This is a genomic window from Corynebacterium riegelii (genome assembly GCF_001263755.1).
GTDB lineage: Bacteria > Actinomycetota > Actinomycetes > Mycobacteriales > Mycobacteriaceae > Corynebacterium > Corynebacterium riegelii.
The window spans coordinates 1-19,349 of the sequence record NZ_CP012342.1 but is presented as its reverse complement, the minus strand read 5'-3'; the positions used below and the strand labels follow the sequence as shown (position 1 = coordinate 19,349).

Annotated in this window: 19 protein-coding genes and 1 tRNA gene; 4 read left to right on the top strand and 16 right to left on the bottom strand. The window is 59.0% G+C overall.

The features are described from left to right. Positions 1-28: 28 nt before the first annotated feature. Both ctaD and nrdF read right to left on the bottom strand, forming a co-directional pair. Complete coding sequence (ctaD, locus tag AK829_RS00105; protein WP_052203206.1) at positions 29-1,783, bottom strand: aa3-type cytochrome oxidase subunit I; 1,755 nt, start codon at positions 1,781-1,783, stop codon at positions 29-31. Between the two features lie 267 nt (positions 1,784-2,050). Continuing rightward, the gene (gene nrdF / locus AK829_RS00100) at positions 2,051-3,073 is read right to left on the bottom strand and encodes a class 1b ribonucleoside-diphosphate reductase subunit beta (RefSeq protein ID WP_052203205.1); all 1,023 of its coding nucleotides are present in this window, start codon (positions 3,071-3,073) and stop codon (positions 2,051-2,053) included. 152 nt (positions 3,074-3,225) lie between these two features. Between nrdF and AK829_RS00095 the strand changes: the two genes are divergently transcribed. After that, a complete protein-coding gene (locus tag AK829_RS00095) occupies positions 3,226-3,939 on the top strand; it encodes a FadR/GntR family transcriptional regulator (protein WP_052203203.1) in 714 nt (237 codons plus the stop codon). A 230-nt stretch (positions 3,940-4,169) separates the two neighbouring features. Here the strand turns inward: AK829_RS00095 and nrdE are convergent, their stop codons facing one another. The 4 genes from nrdE to ykgO form a co-directional block, all read right to left on the bottom strand. Then, complete coding sequence (gene nrdE, locus AK829_RS00090) at positions 4,170-6,353, bottom strand: class 1b ribonucleoside-diphosphate reductase subunit alpha (protein ID WP_052203201.1); 2,184 nt, start codon at positions 6,351-6,353, stop codon at positions 4,170-4,172. A 37-nt stretch (positions 6,354-6,390) separates the two neighbouring features. Beyond that, positions 6,391-6,921 (bottom strand): class Ib ribonucleoside-diphosphate reductase assembly flavoprotein NrdI, encoded by a 531-nt coding sequence (gene nrdI / locus AK829_RS00085; RefSeq protein ID WP_083278902.1) that lies wholly within the window; start codon positions 6,919-6,921, stop codon positions 6,391-6,393. A gap of 19 nt (positions 6,922-6,940) precedes the next feature. After that, positions 6,941-7,174, bottom strand: coding sequence for a glutaredoxin-like protein NrdH (gene nrdH, locus AK829_RS00080; protein WP_052203200.1), 234 nt, complete (start codon positions 7,172-7,174; stop codon positions 6,941-6,943). 371 nt (positions 7,175-7,545) lie between these two features. Next, positions 7,546-7,668, bottom strand: coding sequence for a type B 50S ribosomal protein L36 (gene ykgO / locus AK829_RS00075; protein WP_005288826.1), 123 nt, complete (start codon positions 7,666-7,668; stop codon positions 7,546-7,548). A 122-nt stretch (positions 7,669-7,790) separates the two neighbouring features. Here ykgO and nadE point away from each other — a divergent pair, with 122 nt between their 5' ends. Beyond that, entirely contained in the window at positions 7,791-8,621 is an 831-nt protein-coding gene (gene nadE, locus AK829_RS00070) for an ammonia-dependent NAD(+) synthetase (RefSeq protein WP_269745064.1), read from the top strand. Here nadE and AK829_RS00065 read toward each other — a convergent pair. The 8 genes from AK829_RS00065 to pgm all read right to left on the bottom strand — a co-directional run bounded on the left by AK829_RS00065 (position 8,618) and on the right by pgm (position 14,699). Next, the gene (locus tag AK829_RS00065) at positions 8,618-9,031 is read right to left on the bottom strand and encodes a PIN domain-containing protein (RefSeq protein WP_052203198.1); all 414 of its coding nucleotides are present in this window, start codon (positions 9,029-9,031) and stop codon (positions 8,618-8,620) included. The two genes, nadE and AK829_RS00065, sit on opposite strands and share 4 nt — an antisense overlap. After that, the gene (locus AK829_RS00060; RefSeq protein WP_052203192.1) at positions 9,024-9,383 is read right to left on the bottom strand and encodes a type II toxin-antitoxin system Phd/YefM family antitoxin; all 360 of its coding nucleotides are present in this window, start codon (positions 9,381-9,383) and stop codon (positions 9,024-9,026) included. The genes AK829_RS00065 and AK829_RS00060 overlap by 8 nt, the downstream gene beginning before the upstream one ends. Before the next feature lie 70 nt (positions 9,384-9,453). Next, positions 9,454-10,215: a fructosamine kinase family protein gene (locus AK829_RS00055; RefSeq protein ID WP_052203190.1), complete on the bottom strand. Its 762-nt coding sequence runs from the start codon at positions 10,213-10,215 to the stop codon at positions 9,454-9,456. Then, positions 10,208-10,678, bottom strand: coding sequence for a methylated-DNA--[protein]-cysteine S-methyltransferase (locus tag AK829_RS00050; protein ID WP_232305747.1), 471 nt, complete (start codon positions 10,676-10,678; stop codon positions 10,208-10,210). Before AK829_RS00050 ends, AK829_RS00055 begins: the two co-directional genes overlap by 8 nt. A gap of 895 nt (positions 10,679-11,573) precedes the next feature. Beyond that, positions 11,574-11,646 (bottom strand) — tRNA-Ala (locus tag AK829_RS00045). 137 nt (positions 11,647-11,783) lie between these two features. Beyond that, entirely contained in the window at positions 11,784-12,524 is a 741-nt protein-coding gene (locus AK829_RS00040) for a DsbA family protein (protein ID WP_052203188.1), read from the bottom strand. A gap of 44 nt (positions 12,525-12,568) precedes the next feature. Then, positions 12,569-13,030 (bottom strand): MauE/DoxX family redox-associated membrane protein, encoded by a 462-nt coding sequence (locus AK829_RS00035; protein ID WP_052203187.1) that lies wholly within the window; start codon positions 13,028-13,030, stop codon positions 12,569-12,571. A 10-nt stretch (positions 13,031-13,040) separates the two neighbouring features. Continuing rightward, entirely contained in the window at positions 13,041-14,699 is a 1,659-nt protein-coding gene (gene pgm, locus AK829_RS00030; protein WP_052203184.1) for a phosphoglucomutase (alpha-D-glucose-1,6-bisphosphate-dependent), read from the bottom strand. 103 nt (positions 14,700-14,802) lie between these two features. Between pgm and AK829_RS00025 the strand changes: the two genes are divergently transcribed. Further along, a complete protein-coding gene (locus tag AK829_RS00025; protein WP_052203179.1) occupies positions 14,803-15,144 on the top strand; it encodes a fluoride efflux transporter family protein in 342 nt (113 codons plus the stop codon). Then, complete coding sequence (locus tag AK829_RS00020) at positions 15,137-15,520, top strand: FluC/FEX family fluoride channel (RefSeq protein WP_052203177.1); 384 nt, start codon at positions 15,137-15,139, stop codon at positions 15,518-15,520. Before AK829_RS00025 ends, AK829_RS00020 begins: the two co-directional genes overlap by 8 nt. A gap of 28 nt (positions 15,521-15,548) precedes the next feature. Here AK829_RS00020 and AK829_RS00015 read toward each other — a convergent pair whose 3' ends face one another. After that, positions 15,549-18,119 (bottom strand): ABC transporter permease, encoded by a 2,571-nt coding sequence (locus AK829_RS00015; RefSeq protein ID WP_052203175.1) that lies wholly within the window; start codon positions 18,117-18,119, stop codon positions 15,549-15,551. Next, positions 18,119-18,844 (bottom strand): ABC transporter ATP-binding protein, encoded by a 726-nt coding sequence (locus AK829_RS00010; protein WP_052206250.1) that lies wholly within the window; start codon positions 18,842-18,844, stop codon positions 18,119-18,121. The genes AK829_RS00015 and AK829_RS00010 overlap by 1 nt, the downstream gene beginning before the upstream one ends. Positions 18,845-19,349: the final 505 nt, after the last annotated feature.

Genomic DNA, 19,349 nt, shown 5'->3' with positions numbered 1-19,349 from the left:
AGGTCGCGCGACGTATAGCGCAGCAGGCCTACTTCTCAGCGCCAACCGTGGCAGCTTGGCTTTCGCCCTTCCAGGTAGCCGGCGTGTCAGTGGAGTGGCCGGTGTGTGCCTCGCGGCGCAGGGTCTCCACCATGTGCGGGTAGTGCAGCTCGAAGGCCGGGCGCTCGGAGCGGATACGCGGCAGGGAGGTGAAGTTGTGGCGCGGCGGCGGGCAGGAGGTAGCCCACTCGAGGGAGTTGCCGTAGCCCCACGGATCGTCCACAGTGACGATCTCACCGTAGCGCCAGGACTTGAACACGTTCCAGATGAACGGCAGCATACCGATACCCAGGATCAGGGAGCCGACCGTGGAGATCTGGTTCAGCAGCGTGAAGCCGTCGGTGTCCAGGTAGTCAGCGTAGCGGCGCGGCATACCCATGTTGCCCAGCCAGTGCTGAACAAGGAAGGTTGCGTTGAAGCCGATGAAGACCAGCCAGAAGGAGATCTTGCCCAGGCGCTCATCCAGCATGCGGCCCGTCATCTTCGGGAACCAGAAGTGGACACCAGCGATGGTGGAGAACACCACGGTGCCGAAGAGGGTGTAGTGGAAGTGAGCAACCACGAAGTAGGAGTCATGCAGCTGGAAGTCCAGCGGCGGGGAAGCCAGCATAATACCGGTCAGACCACCGAAGAGGAAGGTGAACAGGAAGCCCATCGCCCACAGCATCGGGGAATCGAAGGTGATGCGGCCGTTCCACATGGTGCCAACCCAGTTGAAGAACTTCACACCGGTCGGAACCGAGATCAGGAACGTCATGAACGAGAAGAACGGCAGCAGAACCGCACCGGTTGCGAACATGTGGTGTGCCCACACAGCCATGGACAGACCCGCAATAGCCAGGGTTGCAAAGACCAGGCCGATGTAGCCGAAGATCGGCTTACGGGAGAACACCGGGATGACCTCAGAGATCACACCGAAGAACGGCAACGCCAGGACGTACACCTCAGGGTGGCCGAAGAACCAGAACAGGTGCTGCCACAGAATCGCACCACCGTTAGCGGTGTCGTAGATGTGGCCGCCCAGCAGACGGTCATACAGAACACCCAGAGCAGCAGCAAGCAGCAGCGGGAAGATCATCAGAGCGATGATCGAGGTGATGAACACCGTCCAAGTGAAGATCGGCATACGGAACATGGTCATGCCCGGAGCACGCATGGTCAGCACCGTGGTCAGCATGTTGATAGCGGAAGCAACGGTACCGATACCGGTTGCACCCACACCAACGATCCACAGGTTCGCGGACACAGACGGCGTGTGCGTTGCGTCAGCCAGCGGCATGTACATGGTCCAACCGAAGTCAGCAGCACCACCCGGGGTGAGGAAGCCAGCGAGGAACGCGACGATACCCACCTGGGTGATCCAGAAACCGAAGGAGTTCAGACGCGGGAACGCCACATCCGGAGCACCAATCTGCAGCGGCAGAACGTAGTTAGCAAAACCCCAAACGATCGGGGTACCGAACGCCAACAGCATCACTGTGCCGTGCATGGTGAACAGCTGGTTGAACTGCTCGTTGGACAGGAACTGCAGGCCCGGGCTAAACAGCTCAAGGCGCAGCAGCAAGGCCATCAGACCACCGAGGAAGAACCAGATGAAGGACATAATGATGTAGATAATGCCCAGTTCTTTGTGGTCCGTCGTGGTCATCATTTTGTAAAGCTTGGAACCACGACGGGCATTACCCGTTGGTTCCGGACGAGTCGGCGGGACATAGTTGTCCAGCCTTGGCGCCACAGCGGTCATACGATCCTCCTGACTCGGGCTTTATGCAAAAAGCCACTTAAGGTACCGAATCATCGTAACGATTAGCACATGAAATTGCCAGCCATCACAGGCAAGCTATGCGGCAGAGTCTAGTCCTTCCCCGCCCCCGGCGGGCCGAATTGAACGTGACCCCGGCCATACCCCCAGCTCACCTTGAAACGAACAACGCCGCGCGCAACCCTCCACAGCAATGCTCGGGGTTCACCCGATTGGGGGTTACACGCGACGTCGATAAGCAAAAGCTCTTTAAAAATCCCAGTCGTCGTCCTGGGTATCCTCCGCCTTACCAATGACATACGACGAGCCAGAGCCCGAGAAGAAGTCATGGTTCTCGTCCGCATTTGGAGCAAGCGAAGCCAAAATAGCCGGCGACACCCGAGTCTCATCCGCCGGGAAGAGGCCCTCATAACCGAGGTTGTTCAGCGCCTTGTTCGCGTTGTAGCGCAGGAAGCGCTTCACGTCCTCGGTCCAGCCAAGCGGATCGTAGATGTCTTCGGTGTACTGGATCTCGTTCTCGTACAGGTCGTAGAGGATATCGAAGGCGTACTCCTTAAGTTCCTCCTGGCGCTCCGGGGACTCGTCGCGCAGGCCGACCTGGTACTTGTAACCAATGTAGTAACCGTGCACCGCCTCATCACGGATGATCAGGCGAATAATGTCCGCAGTGTTGGTCAGCTTCGAGTGCACCGACCAGTTCAAGGGCAGGTAGAAACCAGAGTAGAAGAGGAACGACTCCAGCATAACGGAGGCGACCTTCTTCTTCATTGGGTCGTCGCCACGGTAGTAGGACTCGACAATCTTCGCCTTGCGCTGCACCTCTTTGTTTTCTTCCGTCCAGCGGAACGCGTCGTTAATCTGCGGGGTGGACGCCAGCGTCATGAAAATGTTCGAGTACGACTTCGCATGCACCGACTCCATGAACGCAATGTTCGTATAGACGGCCTCTTCGTGCAGCGTCTTCGCGTCCGGCAGCAGCGATACCGCGCCGACGGTGCCCTGCAGCGTATCCAACAGCGTCAGGTTTGCGAACACGCGCATCGTGGAAAGCTGCTCGTCATCATTGAGCGTGTTCCAGCTCGGAATGTCATTGGACACGGGAATCTTCTCCGGCAGCCAGAAGTTACCCGTGAGGCGATCCCACACCTCAAGGTCCTTCTCATCAGGGATTTCGTTCCAGTTAATCGCCTTCATCGGCTCCGGGTGGGCCGCGACATACGCGTCATAATCACCGTCTTGGACAACAGACTGCAGGTTTTCCTCTTGGCTCATGCAGCTCATCCTACCCCAGACAGCTCATGCAGAGCGCACCGCGTTTACAGAGATCAAACCCCCACTATTTGGGCGAAGAGAGATGATCATTAAACTATTAGGCGATCAATATCACCCGCAATATCACCCGTATGCGACGGAGGTTTGTTCCCATGTCAGTTGCACGAGAGACGACCGCAGAGCCGCTTCTTTCTGCAGTTCTTGACACACTTGGCGGAGAAATTGTCTCCGGCGCCAAGTCAGAGGGTGAAACTTTTACGCTCCAAGACATCTCCACCCGATTCGGCATCTCGCGGACGGTTGCGCGTGAAGCGATGCGCGCTTTGGAGCAGCTTGGGCTCGTTTCTTCTTCACGACGTGTGGGTATCCGCGTCCTTCCAGCCTCCCGCTGGGCAGTCTTCGACCGCTCCGTTATCGCATGGCGCCTAGCCAGCGACACGCAACGCGCCGGACAGATCACCTCGTTGGATGCAGTCCGCACCGCAGTCGAACCAATCGCCGCCAACTTGGCAGCCGGCAACGCCTCCCCCGAGCAGGCGGCCCGTCTTCACGAACTGGCCGTGAAACTAGTCGACTTAACCGAAGCCGGCCAGGGTAACTCCGACGAGTTCCTTGCAGCGGACAAGGAGTTTCACACCCTTTTGCTCCAAGCGTCGGGCAATGAAATGTTCGCCGCACTCGCCGAGCCAATCATGAACGTGCTTGAAGGCCGTACCCGCTACGGCATCATGCCGGACGAACCAGAACTAGAAACGATGCGCGTACACGTGGATTTGGCTGAAAGCGTGGCTAAGCGAGATCCCCAAGGCGCCGAAGACGCGTCCCGTCGCCTGCTGACCGGCGTCAGCGGTTTCATGGAGATCTAGCCACTGTTCGTTGGGGTTGGTACCCCTGCCGCTGGTTCTGCGCGTCACGTGCGTCGGTCGCTTCACGTGCGTCACGTGCGTCGGCCGCTTCACATGCGTCGGCCGCGGCGCCTGGATCGCCGAAACACGTTTGCAGCTACCTACACCCGGCTACCTGCAGCTTTTTCGCTTGGTAGCCGGGTGTAGGTAGCTGCAAACTCGTCCGGAGCATCGTGTCGTGCAGTTACACGCTAGAGCATGCAGGAGACGCAGCCCTCAACCTCCGTGCCTTCCAACGCCATCTGGCGCAGGCGAATGTAGTACAGGGTCTTAATACCCTTGCGCCATGCGTAGATCTGCGCGCGGTTGATGTCACGGGTGGTCACCGTGTCCTTGAAGAACAAGGTTAGCGACAGGCCCTGGTCCACGTACTTCGTGGCCGCGGCGTACGTGTCAATGATCTTTTCGTAACCAACCTCGTACGCGTCCTTGAAGTACTCCGCGTTCTCGTTGTCCATGTGCGGCGCCGGGTAGTAGACGCGGCCGATCTTGCCTTCCTTGCGGATCTCAATCTTGGACGCAATCGGGTGGATCGAAGACGTGGAGTTGTTGATGTAGGAGATCGAGCCAGTCGGCGGGATTGCCTGCAGGTAACGGTTGTAAATACCGTCACGTGCCACGTCCGCCTTCAGCTGCGCCCACTCCTGTGCCGTCGGAACGGCAATGTCGGATGCCTCGAACAGTGCCTTGACCTTGTCGGTCTTCGGCTGGAAGTCCTCCGGGTTGTAGCGGTCGAAGAACTCGCCCGTGGCGTACTCGGACTTCTCGAAATCCTTGAACGTCTCGCCCTTCTCTACCGCAATCTTGTGGGAGGCCCTAATGCACTCGTACATCACTGCCGCGAAGTACGCGTTGGTGAAGTCGAGGCCCTCCTCCGAGCCGTACTCGATGTGCTCACGGCCCAGGTAGCCATGCAGATTCATCTGGCCAAGGCCGATGGCATGGGAAGCGTCGTTGCCCTCACGCACGCTCGGCACCGAGTCAATGGAGGTGAAATCCGCCACCGCGGTCAAGCCACGAATCGCGGTTTCAACCGTGCGGGAGAAGTTATCCGAATCCATGGTCATCGCAATGTTCAGTGAGCCTAGGTTGCACGAAATGTCACTGCCGATCGTGTCGTAGGTCAGGTCATCGTTTAGCACCGACGCCGAGTTGACCTGCAGAATCTCCGAGCACAGGTTGGACATGTTGATGCGACCGGTCTTCACTGGGTTCGCCTTGTTCGCCGTGTCCTCGAACAGGATGTACGGGTAGCCAGACTCGAACTGGATCTCCGCAATGGTTTGGAAGAACTGGCGGGCCTTGATCTTGGACTTGCGGATGCGCGGGTCCTCCACCATTTCCTCGTACTTCTCCGTAATGGAGATATCTGCAAACGGTACGCCGTAGACACGCTCAACGTCGTACGGGGAGAACAAGTACATGTCATCGTTGCGCTTCGCCAGCTCAAACGTCACGTCCGGGATAACAACGCCGAGCGACAGCGTCTTAATGCGGATCTTCTCATCTGCGTTTTCACGCTTGGTGTCCAAGAAACGCATGATGTCCGGGTGGTGCGCGTTCAGGTACACCGCGCCTGCGCCCTGGCGAGCACCCAGCTGGTTAGCGTAGGAGAAGGAGTCCTCCAGAAGCTTCATTACCGGGATGACACCGGAAGACTGGTTCTCAATGTGCTTGATCGGTGCACCGGACTCACGGATATTAGAAAGCAGCAGCGCCACGCCGCCGCCGCGCTTAGACAGCTGTAGGGAGGAGTTGATGGCGCGGCCAATGGACTCCATGTTGTCCTCAATACGCAGCAGGAAGCAGGAGACCAGCTCACCGCGCTGCGCCTTACCGGCGTTCAGGAAGGTCGGGGTTGCCGGTTGGAAACGGCCGGTCATAATCTCGTCCACCAAGGCGGTGGCCAGTTCCTCATTGCCAGCGGCAAGGAACAGCGCGGTCATAGACACACGGTCCTCAAAACGCTCCAGGTAACGGCGCCCATCAAACGTCTTCAGCGTGTAGGACGTGTAGTACTTGTACGCACCCAGGAAGGACTTGAAGCGGAACTTGTAGGAGTACGCGCGCTTGAACGTGTCCTTGACAAACTCCCACTCGTACTGATCAATAACGTGCGGCTCGTAGTACTTGTTGTCCACCAAGTACTTCATCTTCTCTTCCAGATCATGGAAGTACACCGTGTTCTGGTTTACGTGCTGCAGGAAGAACTGGTTCGCCGCTTCGCGGTCCTTGTCAAACTGGATCTGCCCGTTCTCGTCGTAAAGATTGAGCAGCGCGTTCAACGCGTGGTAATCAAGCTGATCAGCCTGAGATGCCGGCTCTGGGACGCTCTTGCCAAGTGCGCCGGAGGTTTCAGTGGTGGAGGTGGACACGGGCGTTGCCTTCCTTATTTAAATGAGTACGTGACTACTACGCGTGGGCGACGCGCTTCGCATATTTACGAGCATATTTTTCCCGCAAACGCGCGAGGCGCTCAGCATTTTCATCCTGCCTGCTTTCTTCAACAGGCGCATCTACTGGGCCAAGACCCAGACGCTCAGCGTGTTTCACCAGCTGGCTTCGCACGCGAGTGACATCTTCAGGCGCCCCCATCAACTCAAAGCGATAGAGAAACGGCACCTTACATTTAGCGGAAATAACCTCTCCGGCTCGGCAAAAATCCTTGCCAAAGTTCGAGTTTCCGCCAGCGATAACCCCTCGGATGAATGAGCGGTTGTGCTGGTTGTTCAAGAAGCGAATGACTTGCGGCGGAACCGGGCGTGAATTCTCATGTGTGAGGGAAACCCCTCCCCCGTAGGTGGGACACACAAGAATGTAGGGTTCGTTGACCACAAGCGGTTCATCATTGCGATGCAGTGGGATCCGTTTTGCCGGTAGACCCACCTTCTCCACAAACCGTTTGGTGTTTTCGGTTGTGGATGAGAAGTAGACAAGAAGCATGCCTCTTCCCTGGCCTCCCTTATGCCGCTGCTGCTGCGAGGCCGCGGATACGCTCCGGGCGGAAGCCGGACCAGTGGTCTCCATCCACCTCTACAACCGGAGCCTGCAGGTGACCAAGTGCCATCACGTAGTCACGGGCCTCATCATCCAGGGAGATGTCAACCAAGTTGTACTCCAACCCAGCCTTATCCAGGGCACGAGTGGTTGCGCGGCACTGCTGGCAAGCTGGCTTGGTGTAAACGGTGATAGACATTGGCCTTCTTCCTCTTTCCGTGCGGGTTTCCGCTGTCTTCGCGGACGTGTTCCGCAACTGGCTAGAAGGCCCTGCGACAGTGCCTTCCCCGATTCTTTTTATGTTTCGCCGATCCCCTCGGCGGCACACCAGAAACACTATACCTTGGGGGAAAATTAGGCAAACGCTACTACATGTAGTAGTTACACTCATGGTATTCGCAGGATGGGGCATGGAAATTACCTACATGTAGTCCTTGGCATGGTGTTTTTGCTTACATCGATGGGATTAATTTTCCCTAAGACTTTTTCGCGGACTGATAACGCTGCCAAAAACGACAAATCCCGCCGCGACAAACGTCAGCAGCGGGATAAAGTCGGGGCGCGTAGCGCTTAGCCCTGGCGGGCCTTGAAGCGCGGGTCCTTCTTGTTAATGACGTAGACCTTGCCGTGGCGGCGCACAACCTGGGCGCCCGGCTTGTTCTTCAGCGACCGAAGCGACTTGCGGACCTTCATCGGGCGCTCCTTTCTGCTCAGATTCCTGCAATTAGCGACGCTCGGCGTGTTGCCGGGTCGCACAACGTCGTTAAATGTTACACGCGCGAGCCCCCGAAGCAAAACCTCTCCGTTTCCTCTTCATTACGATGAGGCTCATGCAATCCGAAATTATCGCCGCATTAGGCGTTGCCCCCACCATCGACCCGGCCGCAGAAATCGACCGTCGCGTGCAATTTCTCGCCGACTATCTCGAGGTCACCGGCGCTAACGGCTTCGTCCTTGGCATCTCCGGGGGTCAGGATTCCACCCTTGCTGGCAGGCTTGCTCAGCTTGCGGTGCGCATGCGTATCGACGCCGGCGCCAACGCCACCTTCGTCGCCGTCCGTCTCCCCCACGGCATCCAAGCCGACGAGGATGACGCACAGCTGGCGCTGGATTTCATCCAGCCCGAAGAAACCGTGACTGTAAACATCAAGGATGCGACCACCGACATGTCCGATGCCGTTGCCAACGCGCTAGGCATTGAACAGCTGGGCGACTTTAACAAGGGCAACGTCAAGGCGCGGATGCGCATGATCGCCCAGTACGCAATTGCCGGCGAGCGCGGCCTGTTGGTCATTGGTAGCGACCACGCCGCAGAAAACGTCACCGGCTTCTTTACCAAGCATGGCGACGGTGCCGCCGACCTCATCCCACTTGCAGGCCTAACCAAACGCCAAGGCGCGGCGATGCTCAAGCACATGGGGGCAGATCCCCGCCTGTGGGAGAAGGTCCCCACCGCCGACCTGGAGGAAGACCGCCCCGCACTTCCGGACGAGGAAGCACTGGGCATTACCTACGCCCACATCGACGACTACCTGGAGGGCAAGCAGATCCCGGCGGCAGCACAGCAGCGCCTTGAGCACCTCTGGCGCATCGGCCAACACAAACGCCACCTTCCCCCAGGCCCGAACGACACCTGGTGGCGCTAACGCAGCTCTCCGTAGGGGTGAATCACCGTCGCACCCATGGACGCTGCAGCCAGCGCCTGTTTGCGATCCGCCGTAACAAACGGACAGGTCACCCCCAATGACTGCAACCTCGCCCAGGTCCCCACATGCAGAGAATCCAATGTTTTAACCTCACCACTAATAGCAACAGCTGCTGCGATAACCGCATCATCCACGTTGACAAGCGAGACCCTGGATTCCAATTCACGGACATATCCCAAGCCGTAATTCATTCGATGTGCAAAACGGGCAAGTTCCACACGCAGGATGGCCGAACTCACCATTGCACGTCCACGCAGCGTAGTCAGTGCCCACCGGCTATGCGCCTCCTCACCCGTCATCGCAACGAGCACGGAAGTATCCACATATACGAGAGCTTCCGTCTTACCCATCGGATGCATCCCGCAGATTCACCATTACTCGCTCCAGACGTTCCTCACCGCGCTCATCTTCGAGCCATTCCTCCAGAGAAAACTCAAACTGTCTGGGCTTCCAGCCCTCTTCGAAGGGGCGACCCCTCTGAGCGAGGAGTCCGAGTTCTTCAAGTCGGTCCAAACCTGCCTTCTGACTCACCGGGTGTATTTCCGCGATCGGCACTCCCCTATCTGTCACAGTCAACGTCGATCCCTCCTTCATCACACGGTCAATCACCGCACGCGTTTTCTGGTTCAGCTCCCGCATGGAGACGGTCGTGGTGCCTGCCCGTTCAGTCAGCAGCTCCTGCAGACGAACCTCAATTCCCATGCGACACCTCCCTTATGTAATACATGTATTACATTGCAGGGTAGCTGCCGTTCAGACCTCAGTCAACCCCCTAACCAACCACGCGTAGGGTCTCTTCCGCCACCCGTACCAGCGTAGATCCGTAAGACGGCCCGTGCGTCCACGCGTGTACCGCAAGTGGGTGCAGTTGGTGCACGGCTATGCGACGCCGCCAGTCACACCCAAGCTCTCCGCCTGCGGCGAGGTAGCCGTCCACGATGGCGTCGAAAAGCGGGGCTCCAAAGAGCTCCAACATGGCGATGTCTGTCAGCGGATGCCCGCCGTGCGCCGCCAGATCAATAAAGCGCGGCCCGGTTGAGGACCACAGCAGGTTGCCCGACCACAGATCACCGTGGATGCGCGCAAGGGGCGCGTCCTCATCCTCTGCAAGCAGCGCGTCGCACGCCTGCCGCACAACGTCCAAACCACTCGACGGGAGGTGCCCCACCCGGTGTGCGTGCTCCGCAAACGGCAGCACGCGCTGCTCCACATAGAACTTCGCCCACCGCGTCGTGGGCACACACGACTGCTCACGGGTGCCAATGAAGTTCGGCCCGTCCCAGCCATCTGCCGGCGCACCGAATGCGGCTGCACCCATGACGTGAATCGCTGCAAGTTCTCGGCCAGCGGCCCGGGCTGCTTCCACTGTTGGGCGGGCGGAATCGACTTTTTCGATGATGAGGGTGTTCGCGGCGTCGTTAAGCAGAAGCACCCTGACCACCGCTTGGGAGCCCTCCCGCAACCAGCGAAGATACGCCGCCTCAGCCGCCGCAGCCCCGGGTGCGCTGCCATGCTTGATAAACGTGTCAGACATTGATCCCCTCCAAAGCCAGTAGGAAACGTTTCGCGCGTTCACCGCCGCGGTAGCCGCCGAGGGAACCATCAGCGCGCAGCACCCGGTGGCACGGGATGAACAGCGGCAGCGGGTTCGTCGCGCACGCACTGCCGGCGGCGCGCACCGCCTTCGGGCTACCTGCGGCGTGGGCAAGCTCCGCATAGGTCACCGTCTCCCCGTAGGGCACCTGTGACAACGTGTGCAGCGCCCGCGCACGAAACGGCGTGAGACCGTCCAGGTCCAGCGGCACGGTGAACTCACGGCGCGTGCCTGCGAAGTACTCCTCAAGCTGGTGGGCTGCGGCAGTGCGGGCCTCCTGCGCGTGCACAGGGTGCTCAAACGCATCGCCAGGCAGCAATACCTTGATTACACCCCGCGCGGATTCCACCAGGCCAAGACGGCCGATTGGCGTATCCATCTCATACAGCCGCAACTCATACATGCGACCCAAGGTACTGGCCCGGAGGAGGCCAAAGCGACCACTGGAGCATTTTCACTAGCAGACATTGAAAAACGCCCTCCGTTCCCCCAGGTCACATGTCGCTACATTCGGCCATTTTTGCGTTATCTGCTAGTGGGTTTTGCAGCGTCAGCCTGCGCGGCAAACATTCGTACCCACGGACCTCCACGGTTCGCCATACCTATTTCTCCCTACATACGAAAACTCACCAGCAGGTGGGCATGAAAGATGCCCACCACGGAACCGTGATGGGCAAAAGACATCGAGGCGATTAAAACAAGTCAAAGTCCAGCTTTTGCCCTTCAGGTGGGGACAGTCATATTTTATTGACTCCTCCCATTCCTCTACCCAAATCCGTTTTGCCTCTCGATCCGGAATGCGCCCTTCTTCTGACGCTTTAATGCAATCCCTGAGTAAGACTTCATCGCGCACAGGACTGAAAGGGTGACGGACCGAGACTTGCAGGTCTTTCATGAGCTTTTCTTCAGCTTCAAAGTAGTTCACTTTGGTCGTCCTCCTCGCGTCGACTACTTCTTTCTGAAGTAGCCAATCATTTCCGATTCTTTCCATGTAATCAGGATCTCGGAGCAAAGATGGACACAAATCGTTCAGCCATGAAAGAAGCTGTTCGTCCGGCTGGTCCGAGGGTGGACGCCTAAAGGTCGGATAGCAAACATCGGATAACGCCCTTTTGGGGTCCGTTTCGGCCCTATCCGACCTTTGCTATCCGATGTTTGTCCCTTAGTACGACACGCCGCAAATCCACACGAAATGTCCCTTAACCCGAAAGGTCCCTTAACCCTTAACCCCCGAATCCACCAAGCAAAAGAGCAAACAAAAACCGCCCCACCCAACCAGGTGAGACGGTTTCATCTTGTGGAGCTAACGGGATTCGAACCCGTGACCCCCACACTGCCAGTGTGGTGCGCTACCAACTGCGCCATAGCCCCGTTCAAACGGAATTGTCCTGCCGCTTCCCAGCGCTTACGCCCAAGAACCAGCGGAACAACTCCGATTAATATAGCAGCGTCCCTAACAGCAACAAAATCGCTACTCAGAACGCCGTTAAATACGACATCTGTGCCGGTTACTTGGACTCGGTCAGGACCTCAACCCAGGTCTTGCCCTCGTCGGAAACGCCGTCGACGTCCTGGCCCTCAAACCTGACGCGTGGCGTATAGGGATCCTCACCAGTGTCAGTCCGCTGCACATTCAGGTTGTCCATGCCCATCTTCTGTGCGGCTTCAACAAACGTGCTTTCACGAATGTCAGCCACTGCTTCCTCGGAAGCACCGTAGTCCTTCGCCAGGTCAGCCAGCTTGTCCGGGTTGGACTTGCTGATCATCTGCGCCTGGTTCAAGAACAGGTAATCACGCAGGGTAAAAGCGGTATCCAGCTCACCGTGGCTGATCAATGCGAGTACTGCCGCAAGCGAGTTGGTGGAATGGCTCACTGCGCCGCGGTCCAGGAACACCATGGGGCGAAGTTCGACGTTGATGGAGCCGTCGCGAAGCGCCTGCAGCATTTCCGCATCGGTTTCCTCATGCAGCTCAGCACAGAATCCACAGGAGAAGTCTTCATACAGCTGGCCAGTTGGCGCGTCAGGGTTTGCACCCTTGAGGTGAATAAGATCTTCACCATCGGCCCACTCGACGGTGATGCCGGTCATATCGGCCATCTGTGCTTCGCGCATTTCTTCGCGCGCCTTGTTGCCGTTAAAAATGATCAGGCCAAACACCAGCGCCGCAATTGCAATGACGGCTACTACGGCCCAGATGAAGGCAGAGCCGCCTTTGCTGTTGGGGTTCTGCACTTTCCGCGTGGTCACGGTTCAGTTCTCCTCATGAGTCAAAAATCTGGTCGCCGCAAATTCTACGGGTAAATCGCCAACTTCTTAAATGGGCGGTAGATCATAAGCGACGTTGCAATCATGAATCCAATGTCTCGTGCGATGGCCCACAGAACGTCCTCGGGCTGCGGCCGGCGCTCGCCGGGCGTAAAACAGCCGCAATCAATCACCATGCCGCGCGCATGCACAGTCCACAGGCCAATCACAAACATGACTAGCACCGCCATGGAAACCCACCCGGCCGCACGGATCTTGATACCCAGCAGCAGGAACAGGCCACCGGCAAGCTCAAGCGGCCCAATGACGTAGGCCAGTAGGTTGGACCAGTAGGGGGTGAAGATCTCGTAGGCTTCAATCGATTGGGTCACCTGCATGTGGTGTCCCAGCTTGGTCGCTCCTGCCACAATCCACATCGCCGCCAAGCCAAACCTGGCCAGTGCTGCCAGAACATCAAGGGCTTTTTGCTTATCGACGCCTACGCTCACCCCCAAAACCCTACTTCCCCAACACCTCCGAAACAATTGCAACCGCCTCGTCCTGCACCCGCTTCAAGTGCTCCTGCCCGTGGAAGGATTCGGCGTAGATCTTGTACTTGTCCTCAGTGCCGGAGGGGCGTGCCGCAAACCATGCGTTTTCGGTGGTCACCTTCAGCCCGCCGATGGCGGCGTTGTTGCCCGGCGCGTTGGTCAGCTTCGCCGTAATCGGCTCGCCTGCCAGCTCCGTTGCCGGAACCTGCTCGGGTGACAGGGCCTTGAGGGTGGCTTTTTGTTCGCGGTTGGCAGGGGCGTCGATACGCGCGTAGGCAGGCGCCCCGAACTGGGCTTCCAGCTCGCGGTAGCGCACCGACGGGGTCTTGCCGGTCACCGCCGTGATTTCAGAGGCCAACAAGTCCAGGATGATGCCGTCCTTATCGGTGGACCACACCGTGCCGTTCTTACGCAAGAAGGAGGCACCTGCGGATTCTTCGCCGCCGAAGCCGACGCTGCCGTCGATAAGACCAGGCACAAACCACTTAAACCCAACCGGTACCTCAACCAGGGTGCGGCCAAGCGATGCCACAACCCGGTCGATCATGGAGGACGACACCAGCGTCTTACCCACCGCCGTGTCCTGCGCCCAGCCGGCGCGGTGGCTAAACAGATACTCAATGGCCACAGCCAGGTAGTGGTTCGGGTTCATCAGGCCCGCGTCCGGGGTGACAATGCCGTGGCGGTCCGCATCCGCGTCATTGCCCGTAGCAATATCGAACTTTTCGCGGTTGTGAACCAAGGACGCCATGGAGTTCGGGCTGGAGCAGTCCATGCGGATCTGGCCATCCGTATCCAAAGTCATAAACCGCCAGGTGGCGTCCACGTTCGGGTTCACTACCTCAAGGTTAAGCCCGTAAGCTTCTGCGATAGCGCCCCAGTAGTCCACGCTGGCGCCACCCATCGGGTCCGCGCCGATGTGCAGGCCGGATTCCCGGATTGCGGCCATATCCACCACGTTGTCTAGGTCCGCAACGTAGTTACCCATAAAGTCAAAACGCTGCGCGCGTTCATCCAACACCCCGCTGACCGGGACGCGCTTCACGCCCTCCAGCCCGCGGCCCAGGTACTCATTGGCGCGCGCGGCGATCCAGTCAGTCGCATCAGTGCCCGCGGGACCACCGCTTGGCGGGTTGTACTTGAAGCCGCCGTCGCGCGGCGGGTTGTGGGACGGGGTGATCACAATGCCGTCGGCACGCTTCGGGTCCGTGCCCGTCACCCCGCCGGCAAGCGCAGCATTGTGCGACAGGATCGCGTGCGAGACGGCGGGGGTTGGGGTGTAGCGCCCCGCAGCGTCCACAAACACCGGCACCGCATTGGCAATGAGCACCTCAAGTGCGGACACCATCGCCGGCTCCGACAGCGCGTGCGTATCGCGGCCAATGTAGACCGGCCCACCGATGTTTTCCTGCCTGCGGTAATCCACAATCGCCTGCGTGGTGGCCAAAATATGCGCCTCATTAAACGCATTGTCCAGGCTGGAGCCACGGTGACCGGAGGTACCAAACGCCACCTGCTGGCCCACATCCTGCGGATCAATCTCACGCGTGTAGTAAGCGGTGACCAGCTCTGCAATATCAATCAAGTCTTCGGGCAGTGCGATCTGACCGGCGCGTTCATGGGCCATAGTGTGTACTCCTTTTCATGCATCAAGGGTGTGCAACTTCCATCTTGACGCGTTAGCGGAGTTTCTGCCAGAGATCCTGGCTCGGGAACTAGCATTGCCGGTTATGCAGACCGATCAACTTTCCACTGGGATTCTTGTGGGCCTTGGCGCAGCACTCGGCGCGAGCCTACGCCATATGGTCACTCTCTACGCAGGCGGCGGCGATACAAGCGCGATCATTGCCATGCTTGTGGTCAACATGCTCGGCTGTGCGGCCATGGGTTATTTCAAGCCGGGCCTATTTTGGGGCACGGGGTTCTTGGGCGGGTTCACCAGCTACTCCATCGTGGCAGCCACCGCGCTGGAGTTCACCATGCTCGGCGCGTTGATCTACATGCTGATCACGTTCACCGCGTGCATTGCCTCCTGGCTGGCCGGAGATGCTCTGAGGGGGCGTCATGCTTAGCAACCTGATCAGTCCAGCGCTATTTTCGTTACTTCTCACCCTGGCCACCGTCGCCGTCGGCGCGTTCTTCGGCGGTATCGCCCGCTGGGCGTTGTCGCACATCCCGCACCCACGCGCCGGAACTTTCACGGCAAACATTGCCGCCTGTGCTGTGCTGGGCTTTTCCATGGCGCTGCCCGTAGCCTGGCAGATTGGGCTGGGCGCGGGTTTTGCCGGGGCGATGTCCACCTGGTCCACGCTGGCTAAGGAGCTGGGCACGTTATATAAGCAGCGTCAGTGGGGCGAGTTTGCCAAGTACGCTGCAGCTACCGCGGCCGTGGGCATCGTCGCCTTTGGCATGGGCATGATGTGGGGCCGCCGCGGCTTCGGCGCTTAACCAGCGCCCAACCAGCGTCTAGTCAGAACTAGTCAGCAATAGCGTCAAGCGGCGGCGTCTTCGCCGCACGCGTCGCCGGCCACAGTGCCGCCAAAATACCCACAACAATGCTGCCGGCCAGCATGGTCCACACCATATCCCACGGGACAACGATGTGCTCAAGGCCTTGATCTGCAAGGACTGTCAGGAACGTCCACCCGAGCCCCAAGCCCAGACCCACACCAAGGACTGCGCCGAAGAACGCCATCTGCACCGATTCCAGGATGATCATGGTGCGCACCTGGCGGCGGTGCGTGCCCACGGCACGCAGCATGCCAATTTCTTGCCTGCGCTCAATCACCGACAGCGTCAACGTGTTCACAATGCCCAGCACCGCAATCACCACTGCCAAAGACAGCAGGGCGTAAAGGATGAACAGCATCTGATCAATGAGGTCCAGCACTTCGCCGGAGAGGTCGTCCTTGGACTGCACCTGGACCACAATGTCGTGCTTGACCTCGGCCTCAAGGTTGGCGCGGAGCTGCTCGGTGCTTACGCTGCCGTCGCCTTTCACGCCCATCATCATGATGCTGCCGCTGCCGGGTGCCACCTGCTGAGCAAGATCCGCACTGGCAACCGCGGCAAGGAAGATCGATGACTCATCAAAGATGCCGCTCACGGTCGCCTCCACCACGTTGGTGGAAATCCCAGGTGCTGCCACGATCACCGTGTCTCCTACTTCCCAGCCGCGCTCTTGCGCCCAGGCAAGCGGCGCGATCACGGTATTGCCCTCTAGCTTGGAGGAGCCCGCTACCACGTTCATACTGGTCAAATCACCAGGGTCACCGTAGAGCACGGAGGTCGTGCCGAATTGGCCAACCTGGTTGGCGTATTTGCCGTCCAGTGTCAGCGGCACCTCGGTGTAGGCGGCAACGGCACCCACACCTTCAACCTCCGGGATACGCTCCATCAGGTCATTCGGGATGGGGAACGCACCAAGCATCGGGCCGGCCAGCACGTAGTCGGCGCTGACCTCGTTTTCCGCAACGGTATCCACCGACTGCTTCATGGATGCGCCCAACATGCCAATCATGGTCACCAGCGCAATGCCCAGCATCAGAGCAAACGCCGTTGCAGACGTACGCCGCGGATTGCGGCGTGTGTTTGTAGACGCCAACTTCCCTGCCGTACCAAACGGCGCCCCAATCACACGCCCCAGCGGCGGCACAATCGGCAAGCTCATCGCCGGGCCGGCCAAAAACACGCCCGCGATGACTGCCACGGCTGCGATACCGACGAGTTTGGCGCGGTTGGCGGTTGTGGCGTCGGCAAGCATCAGCGCGACAACGCCCGCCGCAATACCTGCAACAATCATGAGTGTGCCCCACACCGTGCGCGTGGTCAGCGGCTGGGGTGCGGCGGATTCGCTGGCGCGCATCGCGGCGACCGGCTCTACACGACCCGCCTGCACCGCCGGCGCCCACGCGGAAATCATGGTGACAATCACGCCCACCACAATCGGCACCGCCACCGCCTGCGTGGACAGACCAATCCCTCCTGCTGGCAGCGCCATGCCGTAGCGCTCCATACCGAAACGGATCGCCGCCACCAGGCCCGCGCCGGCCGCCACGCCAAGTGCCGAGCCAAGCAGGCCAACCAACAGCGCCTCCACAGCAACAGAGCGGGTCACCTGGCTTTTCGACGCCCCAAGCGCCCTCAACAGCGCAAACTCCTTCGTTCGCTGCGCCACAATCATGGAGAACGTATTGGCAATCAAAAACGTGCCAACCAGCAGCCCCACAAGCCCAAACGCAATCAGGAAGTAGGAGACAAACGACAGTGCCTCGCGCACCTGCTCGCTCGCCTTCTCCGCCGCCGCCTCACCGGTGCTCACTTCAAGATCCGGGTGTGCTTGCGCAATCGTGTCACGAAGCGCCTCGGCGTCTACCGACTCATCTGCGGCCAGCTTCAGCGTGGGCACGTACCCCTCGGTGACATACAAGTCCAGGTAGTCAGCTTCAGGGATCAGGAAGCGTAACGACGTCCCCTGCGTCCTACCATCCTCATACAGCCCAACCACACGCACCGTGTTGCGCCCGTTGTTGTCCACCACGATGATCTCTTCACCCACCGCGACACCGTAGTGCTGCGCACCGTTGGCGTTAAGCACGGCTTCGGCGGGGGTGGCGTGGGGGTTGGGCACGTGGCCGTCGATAAGCGAAAAGCCCTCTCCCACTGCCTGGTCGGGACCGTAATGCACCCCGACCAGCGCCATGCCCTGGCGGGTCTGGATGGCCTCCTCATCATCGCGAGCGGCAACCACCACCGTCGTATCCGCGGCATTGGCACGCGCGACTCCGGCAGTATTTCGGATCGCATCCGCCTCCTCCGCGGGAATCGCACCCTTGCCCTCAGCAGGCTCGACCACAACATCAGAGCCCTCGTAGGCGGTGTTGACCGCCGAGTCGAAAGTACGCTCCAACATGTTGGTAAACATCATGGAACCAGAGATAAACGCCGTGCCCAGCACCACCGCCAGGACCGTTAACGCAAGCCGAAGCTTATGCGCGCCAATGTTGCGCAGCGACACCTTCGCCAACGCCGAACGCGAACCCGCCATCAGCCCTCAATCCCAGCCATGATCTGCAAAATCCCATCCATCGTTGGATCCTGCAGCTCTTGAACAATCTGGCCATCACGCAGAAACACCACACGGTCCGCATAAGACGCCGCTTTCGCGTCATGCGTGACAATGACCACCGTCTGGCCATCATGATCCACCGCATGCCTCAGAATGCTCAGCACCTCTTTACCCGAGTTGGAGTCCAGGTTGCCGGTCGGCTCATCACCAAAGATGATCTCCGGCTTACTCACCAGGGCACGTGCACATGCCACGCGCTGCTGCTGGCCGCCGGAGAGCTCACTCGGGCGGTGACTCAGCCTGTTTGTCAGGCCCAGACGCTGCGTAATTTCATCAAACCAAGCCTTATCAACCTTCCTGCCGGCAATATCCGTTGGCAGCGTGATGTTCTCCGCGGCAGTGAGCGTTGGCACAAGGTTGAAGGACTGGAAGATGAAGCCCAAGCGGTCACGCCTGAGTTCGGTGATTTGCTTATCGCTTAACGACGCCAACGCCGTCCCCCCAATCCACACCTCCCCCGAAGTAAACGCATCCAACCCAGCCATCGTGTGCATGAGCGTGGATTTGCCGGAGCCCGACGGCCCCATGATCGCCGTAAAGGCCCCGCGCTCAAACTCAACATTGACGTGATCCAGGGCAGCAATAGTTGTATCTCCCTGGCCGTATGTCTTCACCAGGTCAACAGCGCGTGCAGCAGCTTCCATGGCTGCAACGCTACCGTGCTGCTTGTGCGGGCAAAAACCGGAGCGGTTTTCATTGCACTGGTTCATCCTGTTGGTTTCTTCTCGTGTTGCTTTCGTCTTGCTTGCAATCCCTCTTCGCCGGTGGTTTTCTGCGGCTGCTAGTCGATATCTGCTAGTCGATAATGGTTTTTCGGTGTTGTGTGTCTACTTTCGACCTGGGGTTTTGCAGGGGTGTGTTGCGTATCGTCTAGCAGGATCCCTGTTCCCACCCACCTGGACCGTTTCGTTCCGGCTGCTACTAGCACACAACGTGAAACCACTCGTGTGTAGAGACATTCCACCTGCAGGTTTGCAGGCGTGGTTTCGTTGTCTGCTAGTGACAGCCGACCAGGTATAGGGACCAAGTGCAGGCATGACGAAAAGCAGCCCGTCTGCCACGTGTATGTGGCAGGCGGGCTGCTTGATCATGTTTTGAAGTTGTTGGGTCGGCGGTAACCTACTCTCCCACACCCTCCCGAGTGCAGTA

Excerpts from the sequence above, each read along its gene's own strand:
- ctaD (WP_052203206.1), bottom strand. The coding sequence starts at position 1,783 with ATGACCGCTGTGGCGCCAAGGCTGGACAACTATGTCCCGCCGACTCGT.
- nrdF (WP_052203205.1), bottom strand. The coding sequence starts at position 3,073 with ATGAGCCAAGAGGAAAACCTGCAGTCTGTTGTCCAAGACGGTGATTAT.
- AK829_RS00095 (WP_052203203.1), top strand. The coding sequence starts at position 3,226 with ATGTCAGTTGCACGAGAGACGACCGCAGAGCCGCTTCTTTCTGCAGTT.
- nrdI (WP_083278902.1), bottom strand. The coding sequence starts at position 6,921 with ATGCTTCTTGTCTACTTCTCATCCACAACCGAAAACACCAAACGGTTT.
- nrdH (WP_052203200.1), bottom strand. The coding sequence starts at position 7,174 with ATGTCTATCACCGTTTACACCAAGCCAGCTTGCCAGCAGTGCCGCGCA.
- ykgO (WP_005288826.1), bottom strand. The coding sequence starts at position 7,668 with ATGAAGGTCCGCAAGTCGCTTCGGTCGCTGAAGAACAAGCCGGGCGCC.
- AK829_RS00065 (WP_052203198.1), bottom strand. The coding sequence starts at position 9,031 with ATGGGTAAGACGGAAGCTCTCGTATATGTGGATACTTCCGTGCTCGTT.
- AK829_RS00060 (WP_052203192.1), bottom strand. The coding sequence starts at position 9,383 with ATGGGAATTGAGGTTCGTCTGCAGGAGCTGCTGACTGAACGGGCAGGC.
- AK829_RS00055 (WP_052203190.1), bottom strand. The coding sequence starts at position 10,215 with ATGTCTGACACGTTTATCAAGCATGGCAGCGCACCCGGGGCTGCGGCG.
- AK829_RS00050 (WP_232305747.1), bottom strand. The coding sequence starts at position 10,678 with ATGTATGAGTTGCGGCTGTATGAGATGGATACGCCAATCGGCCGTCTT.
- pgm (WP_052203184.1), bottom strand. The coding sequence starts at position 14,699 with ATGGCCCATGAACGCGCCGGTCAGATCGCACTGCCCGAAGACTTGATT.
- AK829_RS00025 (WP_052203179.1), top strand. The coding sequence starts at position 14,803 with ATGCAGACCGATCAACTTTCCACTGGGATTCTTGTGGGCCTTGGCGCA.
- AK829_RS00020 (WP_052203177.1), top strand. The coding sequence starts at position 15,137 with ATGCTTAGCAACCTGATCAGTCCAGCGCTATTTTCGTTACTTCTCACC.
- AK829_RS00015 (WP_052203175.1), bottom strand. The coding sequence starts at position 18,119 with ATGGCGGGTTCGCGTTCGGCGTTGGCGAAGGTGTCGCTGCGCAACATT.
- AK829_RS00010 (WP_052206250.1), bottom strand. The coding sequence starts at position 18,844 with ATGGAAGCTGCTGCACGCGCTGTTGACCTGGTGAAGACATACGGCCAG.